This window comes from Brachybacterium equifaecis (assembly GCF_023509525.1).
In the GTDB taxonomy this organism is placed as follows: domain Bacteria; phylum Actinomycetota; class Actinomycetes; order Actinomycetales; family Dermabacteraceae; genus Brachybacterium; species Brachybacterium equifaecis.
Window position 1 is genome coordinate 14,737 of the sequence record NZ_JAKNCJ010000013.1, and the last position, 13,011, is coordinate 27,747.

Annotated in this window: 11 protein-coding genes; 6 read left to right on the forward strand and 5 right to left on the reverse strand. The window is 71.8% G+C overall.

The features are described 5' to 3' along the window. Nucleotides 1-9 precede the first annotated feature (9 nt). Together Bequi_RS14305 and Bequi_RS13670 are read left to right on the forward strand one after the other, a co-directional pair. Nucleotides 10-492 carry a DMT family transporter gene (locus Bequi_RS14305; protein WP_283775031.1) on the forward strand — a complete coding sequence of 161 codons (483 nt, stop codon included), beginning with the start codon at nucleotides 10-12 and terminating at the stop codon, nucleotides 490-492. Between the two features lie 70 nt (nucleotides 493-562). Continuing rightward, nucleotides 563-2,497, forward strand: a complete 1,935-nt coding sequence (locus tag Bequi_RS13670) for a glycoside hydrolase family 15 protein (RefSeq protein WP_249738491.1) — start codon at nucleotides 563-565, stop codon at nucleotides 2,495-2,497. Here the strand turns inward: Bequi_RS13670 and Bequi_RS13675 are convergent. After that, entirely contained in the window at nucleotides 2,477-3,364 is an 888-nt protein-coding gene (locus Bequi_RS13675) for an aminotransferase class IV (protein ID WP_249738492.1), read from the reverse strand. The genes Bequi_RS13670 and Bequi_RS13675 overlap by 21 nt on opposite strands. A 60-nt stretch (nucleotides 3,365-3,424) precedes the next feature. Beyond that, entirely contained in the window at nucleotides 3,425-4,255 is an 831-nt protein-coding gene (locus Bequi_RS13680; RefSeq protein WP_249738493.1) for a hypothetical protein, read from the reverse strand. Between the two features lie 132 nt (nucleotides 4,256-4,387). Between Bequi_RS13680 and Bequi_RS13685 the strand changes: the two genes are divergently transcribed. Together Bequi_RS13685 and Bequi_RS13690 are read left to right on the forward strand one after the other, a co-directional pair. Beyond that, nucleotides 4,388-5,887, forward strand: coding sequence for a glutamate-cysteine ligase family protein (locus Bequi_RS13685; RefSeq protein WP_249738494.1), 1,500 nt, complete (start codon nucleotides 4,388-4,390; stop codon nucleotides 5,885-5,887). 66 nt (nucleotides 5,888-5,953) lie between these two features. Next, on the forward strand, nucleotides 5,954-6,988 hold the full coding sequence (locus tag Bequi_RS13690) for a bile acid:sodium symporter family protein (RefSeq protein ID WP_249738495.1): 1,035 nt from the start codon (nucleotides 5,954-5,956) through the stop codon (nucleotides 6,986-6,988). Nucleotides 6,989-7,226: 238 nt separating this feature from the next. On the opposite strand, the gene Bequi_RS13695 is transcribed toward Bequi_RS13690, so the two are convergent. Continuing rightward, complete coding sequence (locus Bequi_RS13695) at nucleotides 7,227-8,465, reverse strand: MalY/PatB family protein (protein ID WP_249738496.1); 1,239 nt, start codon at nucleotides 8,463-8,465, stop codon at nucleotides 7,227-7,229. A gap of 1 nt (nucleotide 8,466) precedes the next feature. After that, nucleotides 8,467-8,847, reverse strand: a complete 381-nt coding sequence (locus tag Bequi_RS13700) for a RidA family protein (RefSeq protein ID WP_249738497.1) — start codon at nucleotides 8,845-8,847, stop codon at nucleotides 8,467-8,469. Between the two features lie 300 nt (nucleotides 8,848-9,147). Here Bequi_RS13700 and Bequi_RS13705 point away from each other — a divergent pair, with 300 nt between their 5' ends. Beyond that, complete coding sequence (locus Bequi_RS13705; RefSeq protein ID WP_249738498.1) at nucleotides 9,148-11,262, forward strand: S-layer homology domain-containing protein; 2,115 nt, start codon at nucleotides 9,148-9,150, stop codon at nucleotides 11,260-11,262. A 175-nt stretch (nucleotides 11,263-11,437) separates the two neighbouring features. On the opposite strand, the gene Bequi_RS13710 is transcribed toward Bequi_RS13705, so the two are convergent. Beyond that, nucleotides 11,438-12,274, reverse strand: coding sequence for a hypothetical protein (locus Bequi_RS13710; protein ID WP_249738499.1), 837 nt, complete (start codon nucleotides 12,272-12,274; stop codon nucleotides 11,438-11,440). Nucleotides 12,275-12,409: 135 nt separating this feature from the next. Between Bequi_RS13710 and Bequi_RS13715 the strand changes: the two genes are divergently transcribed. Next, the gene (locus tag Bequi_RS13715) at nucleotides 12,410-12,976 is read left to right on the forward strand and encodes a hypothetical protein (protein ID WP_249738500.1); all 567 of its coding nucleotides are present in this window, start codon (nucleotides 12,410-12,412) and stop codon (nucleotides 12,974-12,976) included. Nucleotides 12,977-13,011 lie beyond the last annotated feature (35 nt).

Genomic DNA, 13,011 nt, shown 5'->3' on the forward strand with positions numbered 1-13,011 from the left:
ATGGATGACATGGGTCACGACACGAACCAAACCCTCGGGGAGTCGCCCGGAATCGTACGGCCGAGCGCTACTCGCGGGCACTTGTGCACCCCACTCCACGGATACGCTGGCAAGCGGACGCGATCATGGCGACCCGGAGGCCCGGAAACCCGCGGAACCACCGCATGTTGCATCAGATCGAAAAGTTCTCGGTTCCTCGCCCACGCGTTCCTCACGGGGAACGGTCCGACGCATCTGCCGACCAATCCGCTGCTCTACACGGGGGGCGCGATCGGCGTCGCGTTCATCGCGGTGGCCGCGTACCTCGCCCAGCCCCTCGGCGTGCTCACCCTCGCGATGTCCACGATCGCCGGGCAGATCGTCGGCTCCGTCGCGCTGGACCTCCTCGCGCCGACGGCGACGACGCACCTGACGCCCCTCACCCTCGCGGGAGCGGCGCTGACGCTGGTGGCGGCGGCGATCACGGCGGGGGTGCGGCCGCGGCGGCGCTGACTCCCCGCGCAGCGGAGGATGCTCCCCGCGCATCGGGGGTGTTCCCAGCGCACTGCGGGATGCTTGGAGCATGACCGCCGCCGACGAGACCCCCCGCCCCGGCGACCGCGGGAGCGGCGCCCCGCTCTCGGGCCGGCCCCCGCACTGCCCCGCCCCGCGCACCGATCCCGGCCCCAGCACGGCCCCCGCGATCGAGGAGCACGCGCTGCTGTCGGACCAGCGGGGCTCGGCGCTCGTGACCCGCGAGGGCCGGATCGACTGGCTGTGCATGCCCCGGTTCGACTCGGCCGCGCAGTGCGCAGCGCTGCTGGGGAACGAGGAGCACGGGCACTGGAGCGTCCGGATCGCAGGCGGCACGGTCGCCTCCCGCCGGTACCTCGAGGACACGATGGTGCTGGAGACGACGTGGACCTGCCCGACGGGCACGGCGGTCGTCACGGATTTCATGTCCATCCGCCCCGATCTGCGCGACGGCACGCTCCCGTCGGAGCTCGCCGACCACGCCGACCTCTACCGCATCGTGCGCTGCACCGAGGGCTCCGTGCAGGTCGAGCACGAGCTGCGGCCCCGCTTCCAGTACGGATCCGTGGTCCCCTTCGTCCAGCACGCCGTGGACGACGAGGGCGCCGAGGTGCTCTCGGCGATCGGCGGCGAGACCGCGCTCGTCCTCCACGGCGCGCTCCCCACGGCCGAGGACCACACCCATCGCGGCACGCTCGACCTCGCTGCGGGCGAGCGCGCCCAGTGGGTGCTCACCTGGCATCCCTCCTGGTCGGCGATCCCCGTGCCGACGGATGCCGACGAGGCCCTCGACCAGACGCGCGAGGCGTGGACCTCCTGGCTCGGCGACATCCGCATCGGCCCGCGCTACGACGCCGCCGTGCGCCGCTCGCTCCTCGTGCTGAAGTCCCTCACCTACGGGCCGAGCGGCGGGATCGTCGCCGCACCCACGGCCAGCCTCCCGGAGGACTTCGGCGGCGAGCGCAACTGGGACTACCGCTACTGCTGGCTGCGGGATGCGGCCCTGTCCATCGAGGAGCTGCTCACCCACGGCCACACCGGGGCCGCCGCGCAGTGGCGCGACTGGCTGCTGCGCGCGATCGCAGGGGACCCCGAGAAGCTGCAGATCATGTACGGGATCGACGGCGGGCGCCGGCTCGACGAGAGGACCCTCGACCACCTTCCCGGATACGCCGATTCGCGGCCGGTGCACGTCGGCAACGGTGCGGCGACCCAGTTCCAGGGCGACGTCCTCGGCGAGGTGATGATCGCCTTCGCCATGTTCCGCGACGCCGGCATCGAGGAGACCGGCTGGTCCTGGTGGGCGCAGCGCGCCATCCTCCAGTACGCGCTCGACCACCTGGACGACAAGGACCAGGGGCTGTGGGAGATGCGCGGGGACCCCGCCTTCTTCACCCACTCGCGGGTCATGATGTGGGCCGCCTTCGACCGCGGCATCGCCGCCGTCGAGGAGCACGGGATGCCCTGCGAGGATGCCGCACTGCAGGACTGGAATGACGCCCGCGCGCGACTGCGCGAGGAGATCCTCGCGCGCGGCCTCGACGAGACCGGCTCCTTCACGCAGTCCTACGGCAGCTCCGAGGTCGACGCCTCGCTCCTGCAGATCCCGCACACCGGGTTCCTCCCCGCGGACGATCCCCGCATGCTCGCCACCGTCGCGCGGATCGAGGAGGACCTCCTCACCGACGACGGCCTGCTGCTGCGCTACCGGACCGTCGGCCAGGACGGCCTGGCCGGCGAGGAGCACCCCTTCCTCATCTGCAGCTTCTGGCTCGTGGAGCAGTACGCGGGCTCGGGCCGGCTCGCCGACGCGGAGAAGATGATGGAGCGCACTGTGGCCTGCGGGAACGATCTGCACCTGTTCGCCGAGGAGTACGACGGCACGGCGGGCCGCATGGCCGGGAACTTCCCCCAGGCCTTCAGCCACCTGGGGCTGATCCGCGCGGCCGACGTGCTGGAGCGCTCAGCGCGCAGCGCGGCCTGAGATCGCCTGGCTCAGCTCCTCGCTCAGAGCGCGATCCACCGGGAGCTCCTGGTCGTCCAGGTGGGTGATCGGGCAGGCCAGCCGCACCGAGGACAGCAGCCAGGCGCCGTCGGCCTCGGCGACCTGCGCCGGCGTCAGCAGCTCCTCCACGACCTCGCGGCCGCTGCCGCGCAGATGCGAGGCGACCGAGGCGAGGCTCGTGCCGGGCAGGACGCCCGCGCTCGCGGGCGTCGTCGAGAACTGCTCGCCGCGCCGCACGAGGAGCGTGGACGTCGGCCCCTCGAGGGCGAAGCCGTCGCTCGAGACGAACAGGACCTCTTGCGCGCCCCGGCGCTGCGCCTCGCGCAGGGCCGCCATGTTCGTCGCGTAGGAGAGCGTCTTCGCGCCCGCGAGCAGCCAGGGGCTCGTCTGCGGGGCGGTGGTGGAGATGCCGCGGTCCAGCGCCACGACCTTCAGGCCCGCGCGCTCGGCGGCGTAGCTCGGCGCGGTCTGCGCGTGGATCCATGCGCTCGGCGTGCCGGAGCCCTCGATGCCGCGGGAGACGACGATCTTCACCAGCAGCTCGGGGACGGGCAGGTGCGCGGTCACGGCCGTGTCGAAGGCCTGCTCGAGGACGCCGAGGTCCAGATCGGGCAGGTCGATCATCGCGGCGCTGCGCGCGAGTCGCTCCAGGTGCGGGCCGAGGTTCGCGGGCCGGCCGTCGAAGACGCCGACGGTCTCGAACACGCCGTCCCCGCGAGTGGCGGCGAGGTCCGTGACCCGCAGGCGCTTCCCGGGCTCGGCGACGATGCGGAAGGCGGGCCTGCCTCCGAGGGAGGAGCCGCGAGCGGCGCCGTAGATCATCACCAGGACGGCGGGATGGGACACAGATATCTCCTGCTCAGAGGGGTATGGGGGGGGTGTCGATCCTACGCCGTGCCCGGCGCGTCAGACAGCGGAGGCGGGAGCAGGGGCGAGGATGTCGACCACGAGGCCTGCCTCGCGCCAGCGGACCTCGAGGGCCAGCGGGTCCGACCCCGGCGGCAGCTCGGCGTCCATCGTCTCCACGCGCGTGCCGACGGCCACGCCGCGCAGATCGGCCTCGGCGACGGCGCCGGCGGGAGCGCCCGCCCCGGGAGCCGTCAGAGCGACGGCGGGGCCGAGATCGTCGGCCGCGCCGAGCAGGGGCGCGAAGAAGCCCTCCTCCATCGCCTCGGCGACGGCGTCCGCATCGGGGGCGGCGTCAGGATCCTCGCTGTGCGCGGCGATCGCGCGCTCGAGGGCGTCGGTGTAGCGCTCGAGGTACTCCTGCAGGCTCGTGGCCGCGAGGGTCAGGGCGAGATCCTCGCCGATCCCGTAGACCGCGCCCGCCGCGCCCGTCTCGTCGAGAGCGAGGACCACGGCGACGTCCTCGCCCTCGTGGAGCGGGGTGCAGGAGGCGGGGTCCGCGATCACCGTGTAGGGCCCGAGATCGGTGCGGTCGGCGGGGACGATCATCAGTCCCGCGCGCTCGCCCGCCACCTGGACGCCGCCGAACTCGTCGGCGATCCCCGCGAGGACGGGCGCGAGGAAGCCCTGGGGGTCCAGCGGATCCAGCGGGGCGCTGGGCTCGGCGGCGCCCTCGGCATCCTGGCCTGCGGTCTCCTCCTGCTCGAGCGGCTCGAGGAGCTCGACGACTCCCGGATAGCGCAGCGCGAGGGAGTGCAGGCGCTCGATGGCGGGGCGCAGCGGCTCGATGGGCAGGGGCTTCGCCCCGCGGGGCCAGTGGACGGAAGGCATGGGGCCATGCTGGCACACCCGCGTGCGGACAGGCGTGCACGGACAGGCGTGCGCACCAGCGCCGGCACCGTGCCAGGATGGGCGCGGTCGCTCCCTCCGGAGCGCTGCCCCTGAGAGACAGGCGGATGCCCCATGGGACGCGAGATCGGCTCGACCCAGTACACGCGCAGCCAGCGCACCCACTACCGCCGCGAGCTGCGCCGCAATCTCGACCTGTTCGAGTCGTTCCTGGACACCGCGGAGTTCGAGAGCACGGGCACGATCGGCGTCGAGCTCGAGATGAACCTCGCCGACGCCTCGGACTTCTCGCCCTCCCTCACGGCGACCGAGGTCATCGAGGAGATCGGCGACCCCGAGTTCGTCCACGAGCTGGGCCGGTTCAACACCGAGACGAACCTGCCGGTGAACCACCCGCGCGGGGCCGGGCTGCGGGATCTGGAGGACCAGCTCGCCGCCCGCATGCGCCGCACCGACGAGGCCGCGCAGAAGCACGGGGCGCGCATGGTGCCCGTCGGCCATCTCCCCACCCTCTCGAGCGACACCTTCGCCGACGAGCGCTGGCGCTCCCCCGGAGCGCGCTATGAGGCGCTCGAGAACACGGTGATGGAGGCCCGCGGCGAGGAGATCCACCTGCGGATCAGCGGCGAGGGCAAGGGCCTGGACGTCGAGTTCGACTCCATCGGGCCCGAGGCCGCGTGCACCTCCATGCAGCTGCATCTGCAGGTCTCCCCCGAGCGCTTCGCACCCGTGTGGAACGCGGCGCAGGCGATCGCCGGGCCGCAGGTCGCCCTCGGCGCGAACTCGCCGTACCTGCTGGGCAAGCGCCTGTGGCACGAGACCCGCATCCAGACCTTCACCCAGGCCCTCGACACCCGGCCCCCGGAGTACGCGACCCAGGGCGTGCGCCCGCGCGTGTGGTTCGGGGAGCGCTGGATCACCTCGATGTTCGACCTGTTCGAGGAGAACGTGCGCCTGTTCCCGGCGCTGATCCCCGAGTCGCGCACCATGGCCGAGGAGCCGCTGCTCACCGAGGGCTCCTCCCCGAAGCTCCACGAGCTCATGCTCCACAACGGCACCGTGTGGCGCTGGAACCGCCCGATCTACGATCCCGGCTCCGACATGCCCCACCTGCGCCTGGAGAACCGCCTGCTCCCCGCGGGGCCGACGGCCATCGACATGGCCGCGAACGCCGCGTTCCTCTACGGCAGCCTGCAGACTCTGGTCAACGAGCGCCGTCCCCTGTGGTCGCGGATGAGCTTCGAGCAGGCCAGCGAGACGTTCGGGCAGTGCGCGCGGTGGGGGCTCGAGGCCCGCATCAGCTGGCCGCGCCTCGGCAAGATCCGCGCCGCCGACCTGCTCGTCGAGCACCTCATCCCGCAGGCGATGGACGGGCTGCGCGAGCTCGGCACCGACGAGGACGTCGTCGCGCGCTACGAGCACGTGCTCATCGGGCGCGCCCGCACGGGCCGCAACGGCGCCCGCTGGCAGATCGACACGGTCAACGCGCTCGAGCTGCGCGGGGCGAGCCGCGAGGAGGCCCTGGCGGAGATGACCGCGCTCTACATCGACGGTGTCTGGTCCGAGAAGCCCGTGCACGAGTGGCCGCGGCCGGCGCGCGGAGGGCGGGGCTGAGGGGGTGCGGGGCTGAGGAGTCTCAGTATTCGAGCAACTCATCTCACAGCTGACTAGCATGGAGGGATGACATCCTCATCCCCCGTCTTCACCACCCAGGAGGATCGCTCCGCGCGCATCGCGGTGACGATCTTCCCCCTCCTCATCCTCGCCGCCGCCGCGCTCGGCTTCTTCGCTCCGGCGGCCGGGCAGGCGATCGCCGGCTACACGAGCATCTTCCTCGGCGTCATCATGTTCGCGATGGGCCTGACGCTCACCCTCCCGGACTTCGGTCTCGTGCTGCGCCGCCCCCTTCCGGTGCTGATCGGCGTCATCGCCCAGTACCTGATCATGCCGCTCACCGGCTTCGCGATCTCCTGGGCCCTGCAGCTCCCGCCCGAGCTCGCCGCCGGCGTGATCCTCGTGGGCTGCGCCCCCGGCGGCACCAGCTCGAACGTCATCACCTACCTCGCCAAGGCCGACACCGCCCTGTCGGTCACGATGACCTCGATCTCCACGCTGCTGGCGCCCCTGCTCACCCCGCTGCTGACGCTCTGGCTCGCCGGCACCTACATGCCGCTCGATGCAGGCGGCATGGCGCTGACGATCGTGAAGATCGTGCTGATCCCCGTGATCGCCGGCCTCGTGATCCGACTGCTCTTCTCGCGGCTGGTGGACCGCATCCTGCCCGCCCTGCCGTGGGTGAGCGTCGCCGGCATCTCGCTCGTGGTGATCGCCGTGGTCAGCGGCAGCGCTGACAAGATCGTCGCCGCCGGGGCCCTCGTGCTGCTCGCCGTGATCCTCCACAACAGCTTCGGCTACCTGCTGGGCTACTGGTTCGCGCGCGTGCTGCGCCAGCCCGTGCGCACCGCGCGCACCACCTCCATCGAGGTGGGTATGCAGAACTCCGGGCTCGCCGCCGGCCTCGCGGCCAGCTACTTCTCCCCCGCCGCGGCACTGCCCGGCGCGGTGTTCTCCATCTGGCACAACCTCTCCGGGGCCGTGCTCGCGATGTACTACCGCCGCTCGGCCGACCGTCACCTCGCGGCCGATCCGCACGCGGGGGCGGAGGCGCCGGGCCTCGGGGCGGACGCCGGGGCGGGCGCGCCGGAGTCTCGCTGACCCCTTCCCAGGGAACCGGAAGCCTCTGCGCAGTGAATCCCCCAGGTCACCTGGTTATCTGTTCTCAACGCGCCGCAGGCGGCCGGATCTTCTGAGGAGGGGATCCCGCCACACATGCCGCGGCGCGGGGGAAAGGGATGGCCCCGGCTCGTGGGGACGAGCCGGGGCGCTTTCCATTTCGGGGGGTTCCGTTTCGGGGGGCCGACACGCGGATCACCGTCAGGCGTACGCCTCACCGTCAGGCGTACGCCCTGCGCATCCGCTCGAGGCCCGCGAGCAGCGTGTCCGTCGGGCAGGCGATGACCAGGCGCTCGAAGCCCTCGCCCTCGGGGCCGAAGATCCCACCCTCATCGAAGAACAGCCCGGCCTCGATGTTGCGCCGGGCGAGCTCCTCGGCGCTGAGGCCGAGGCCGCGCAGGTCGAGCCACTGCAGGTAGGTGCCCTCGAGGTCGGCGACGATCACCTGCGGCAGACGCTCGGCGCAGAAGTCCCTCACCACCTGCTGGTTGTGCGCGATCAGCTCGATAAGGGCGTCGAGCCACGCCTCGCCGCGGGTATAGGCGAGCTGGCAGGCCAGCGCCCCGAGGATGTTCGGGTTCTGGTGCCCGGTCGCGAGCAGCTCCCGCGCGAAGCGCTCGCGCAGTGCGGCCGACGGGATGATGACGTTGCTCGTGGCCATACCGGCGATGTTGAAGGACTTGCTGGGCGAGGTGAGGACGAGCGCGCGCTGCGCGATGTCCTCGCCGAGGCTCGCGGCGACCGTATGCCGGTGGCCGGGGAGCGCGAGATCGCAGTGGATCTCGTCGCTGACCAGCACCAGGTCGTTGTCCACCACGATCCGGGCGACCTCGGCGAGCTCGCCCTCCTCCCACACCCGGCCGGTCGGGTTGTGGGGGCTGCAGAACAGCAGCATCGTGGTGCGCGGATCACGCGCCTGGCGCTCGAGCTCTTCGAAGTCGATGCGGAACCGGCCCTCGTGCTGGACGAGAGGATTCCGCACCACGCGCCGATCGTTCAGCGCGATCGCGTCGAAGAACGGGTAGTAGCCGGGGGTCTGCACGATGACGCCGTCGCCGGACGCGGTGAGAGCTCGGATCGCCAGCGAGAACGCGGGGATGATTCCGGGGCTCAGGACGATCCACTCGGGATCGACCGTCCAGCCGTGGCGCCGCGCGAACCAGCCGGTGACGGCTTCGACATACTCGGGCGTGGTGACGGTGTACCCGAGGACCAGCCCGCCCTGCAGCGCCTCGATCAGGCCGTCAGTGATCTCGGGGGCGTTCGGGAGGTCGAGGTCGGCCACGGAGAAGGGCGCGATCCCCTCCCCCGCGGCGCCGCCCGGCGCGGCCGCGTGCATTGCCGTCCACTTGGAGGAGCCCATCGCGGTGCGGTCCACCAGGGTGGTGAAGTCGTAGGCGGGGGCGCCCCGGTCTGGGGAGACGAAGTCCTGGGCGGCGGGCGCCGGGCGGGGATCCACGTCAGCCCGCGGCGGCGACGACGGCGATTTCGACCAGGGCGCCGCGCGGGAGGCCCGCAGCGGCGTAGGCCATGCGCGCCGGGTACGGCTCGGAGAAGAAGGTCCCGTAGACCTCGTTGACGGCGGCGAAGTCGTCCATCGAGGCCAGCAGCACGGTCACCTGGAGGGCGTTCGCGAGACTCGTGCCCGCGGCTTCGAGAACCGCCTGGGCGTTGGTGAGCACCTGCTGGGCCTGCTCGCGCACTCCGCCGGCCACGAACTCGCCGGTCGCCGGGTCGATCGGGATCTGGCCCGAGGCGTAGACCGTGTCGCCGTGGCGCGTGGCCTGCGAGTACGGGCCGATGGCGGCGGGGGCGGAATCGGTGTGGAAGGTCTGGACCACGGGATGCTCCTTCGGATCGGGTGCGGGTGCGAAGCCGAGCCTAGAGGGTGGGGGCGACTGTCGAGGTGCAGGATGAACGCGCAGGACGGCCCCCGCGCCGGGCACGGTCGATCCAGAGCCCGGCCTGCGGCCTTGACTGGCCCTCGAGAAGACCCATATTCTGTCGCAATATGTTTTTCGGCTTCCGCTGGGGTCGATTCCTCTTTCCCTTCTTCGAATTATTGGAGCGCGATTTTCGTGAATTCCTCATCCGGCTCTCCCGAGTCGCCCGCATCGCATTCCGCTGTCAGCGGATCCGGTATGGGGCGGCGCGCATTCCTCGGTGCCGCCGCCACCGGCGCCGCCTCTGCCGGTCTGATCGGGACCGTGCTCCAGCCCGTCGCGGCGCACGCCGCTGGCAGTGCGACAGACGATTCCGGCAGCAGCGACTTCCGTCTGGTGTGGGAGGAGCAGTTCGAGGGGGGCCGGCTGGATCCCGAGGTCTGGGAATACGAGCTGGGGAACATCCGCGGCAATTCGGCGCAGCACTACTCCTCCAGCAGCGACAACGTGCGCGTGGAGAACGGCCAGCTGGTCATCACCGCCACCGACCGTCCCGCGCAGGACCGGTTCCAGCCCTGGCCGGGAGCGCGCCAGGTGCGCTACAACTCCGCGAGCGTGCGCACTCACGGCCGGCGCGACTTCCTGTACGGGAAGATCGAGGTGCGCGGCCGCCTGCCCCGCGGGAAGGGCGCCTTCCCTGCGTTCTGGACCCTCGGTCACGACTTCCCGCTGGACAACCGCATCAACCCCGCCCAGGGGCACACCTGGCCGTCGTGCGGCGAGATCGACATCATGGAGATCATCGGTGCCCCCACTGCGCGCCGCGCCGCCGAGGGCGAACAGCCCAGCTACGGGCAGAGCAATCGCGTCCTCTGGGGCACCCCGCACTTCTACTACGCCAAGGGCAACGAGGAGGGGAACGGCACGTACCTCCCGTACCGGTACGGGACCACGACCGAGATCGCCGAGGATTTCGCCGAGGCGTACCACGTCTTCGGCATCAATCGCAGCCCGGGCAAGATCGAATGGACGCTCGACGGCAGGGTGTACTGGAGCGTCGGCTATTCCGATGACCCCGCCGATCAGCCCCGCCGCGACGCCGCGCAGGCCGGGCTGAACCGCCCGCACTATCTGCAGATCAACCTCGCCCTCGGCGGCGACTGGGCGGGGGACGTCAGCGACCACCTCGCCGAAGACGGCACCCGCCTCGAGGTCGACTGGATCCGGTTCTCCCAGACGCCCCAGCAGGCCGCTCAGGATGCCGCCTACCGCTCCCGCATGCCCGTGCTCCAGAACGTCCGGGACATCGCCATCCGCCAGGGCGAGGCGGCCGATCTGATCGCCGCAGTCACGGTGGACCGTCCCGGCTACGACGTGCAGCTGTCGGTGAACGACACGCCCATGTTCGTGAACACGGGCGCTCCGGGCGGCCGCAACGAGGTGCATCTGCGGGTCCGCGACGAGAACGACGCCGCCGCGATCGCCGCCCTGCCCGAAGGGGTGTACTCGCTGTATTACACGGCGATTCCGAAGGGGGCCACGATCACGGGCGCCCGTGTCCCGACCGCTCCTACCGCCCGCGCACGCGCGTTCTTGACAGTCCTGCCTGCGGCCGGTCTCAGCGGGCAGCACGGCGCCGCCGTCAGCTCGGTCGCCCTGCCGGCCGGACACCGATTCCGCGACGGCAGCCAGATGCTTGCCGATGGCTCCTCGTACCTGGTCGACTTCGTGAACCCGCACGACCCGATCCCCGAGGCGAAGAGGCTGGTGCACACCTACCGCCTGTCGAGCTCGGCGATCTCCATCGCGACGAAGAGCCCCTTCGCCGATATCAAGGAGGGCCACGAGCACTTCGAAGCCGTGCTCTGGGCATACAGCGCGGGCATCACCAAGGGCTACCCCGACGGCACCTACCGTCCGCTCTCGCCCGTGAACCGCGATGCGATGGCCGCGTTCCTGCACCGCATGGCGGGCAGCCCGGCGGTCAGCCTCCCCTCCACCGAGCCTTTCACCGACATCAAGCGGGGCGATCAGCACTACGAAGCCGTCATCTGGGCCTACCAGAACGGCATCACGACCGGATACCCCGATGGCAGCTACCGGCCGACCCAGCCGATCGCTCGCAATGCGATGGCCGCTTTCCTGTATCGCTACGCGGGCTCGCCTGCGGTGAGCGCGAGCGGGGCACCGTTCGTGGACGTGCCCGCCGGCTCGGCCTTCACCCGCGAGATCGCGTGGCTGAAGCAGCGTGGCATCACCAAGGGCTGGCCCGACGGCACGTACCGTCCTTACGGTCCGATGAACCGCGATGCGACTGCCGCCTTCATCCAGCGCGCGGTCGTCGAAGCGGGAGTGACGTTCGGGCGGGGCTGAGACCCCGGACCCGGCCAGCGGACCTGGGGGCCTCCGGATCGAGGTGTTCCTTGGCGTCGGAACGAGGAGACCCTCCGGATCGAGGTGTTCCTGGACGTCGGAATGAATGGCGCATTCCGACGGCACGGAACACCTCGATCGAGCGGGCGGGCGCTGAGGCTGCGCCTCTGTCCCCTCAGCGCCGCAGGTCGATGCCGAAGACGCGACGGATCTGCGCGACCGCGTGCCGGGTGAAGCGGACGTCCGACGGGGTGCTCGCGAGCGGCACGAACAGGCCCGGGTGCTTCGGGTGGCTGACGCGCCCGTGGGAAGCGCCCGCGGTGATGACGAACCCGGCCTCCTCCATCCGGTCGATGAGCTCGCGACGGGTCGTGGGGTGGCGCGTGCCGCGGCCGCCGCGGGCCGAGCGGCCAGCGGCGTCGTCGGCGATATCGAGGGCGCTCTCGTATTCCTCCGGGCGCACTGAGAGTGCGTAGCGGGCGGAGAACGCGCCGATCACGGCGTTGTCGGCCCGGCGCACCTGCACCACGAGAGCCCCGCGCAGGAAGTGGTCGGAGGTGCCTGCATCCGCGGTCCAGGCCTCCTCCGGATCGGCGACGACCTCGATCACCTGCTCGCTCGTGAGCCCGAAGACGCCGACCGTGCGGATCTCGCCCTCGTCGATCGTGAGGGGACGCAGGTTCGGCCGCGGGTCCGACGGCTGCAGGGAATGCACGGCGCCTGCCGGCGGGGCCGGGAGGGGGCGCGGCAGCTCGACGGTGCGGGCGCGCGGGCGGGGGCGAGGCGCGGGGCCAGGAGTCGCCGGGGTCTGCTTGCGGGATGTCGACGGGGCTGCGCCGGGCGCCGACGGGCCTGCTCCGGTCGCCGACGGGGCAGGGCTGGTGGCCGACGGGCGGGCACCGGTCGCGGTCCAGTCCACGGGCCGCACCTTGAGGGCGGGCTTCGCCTTGCCGGCGAGCGCGCGCGGGGACGGCCTCGGGACGCGGGGCGTGCCGGGGTTCTGCGCTGCCATGGCGTTCTCCTGGGGTGTGGGGCGGTTCGGGCCGCGGGATCGGCCGCGTCCAGTGTGGCAGGCGGGCCGGGAGAGGCCTCCGGTACGGTGGACGGCCTGCCCCTCGCCCCAGCCCCCCACCTGAAGGACCTTCCTGTGCCTGCACCCTGTGCCGTTCGATTCCGATTCGTCCGCGCGCTCAGCGCCGCTGCCGTCGTGACGGTGCTCGCTGCGGGCTGCGCGGGAAGTGCAGGATCGTCCGACGGGGCGGGAACGGCCGACGGCACCGGGGCTAGCGCGTCGGGGACTGCGAGCGCAGCGGCCGACGGCGCAGCGTCCGACGGCACGGCGACGGGGACTGCGGAGGCGCCCGGCGCCTCGGGCCCGTCGGCCCCTGCTTCTCCGTCGGGCGCCGAGAAGCTCCCCGTCACCCCGCCCGCGCAGCCGATGGAGCTCGCGGATCCCTGCACGTACGAGGGCGCCTACCTCGTGCGCCCGGGCGAGCCGACCAGCCCCGCGCTGCCGGAGCGCGGCGGGCACTCCCTGCAGGTGAGCCTCCTCGGCGTCACGGCTGACGGCGGCGCGGATCTCGAGGCCACCAGCGGCGAGCGGACCACGCCGATCGAGACCGCGCACGTCGGCGACACCATCGCGGCGGGCGAATGGACCCTCTCGGTGACCAGCGTGTGCGCGGACCAGGTGGAGTTCGACCTCATCGACTGAGCGCGGATGTCGGTGGAGCGCGAGACGATGGACCC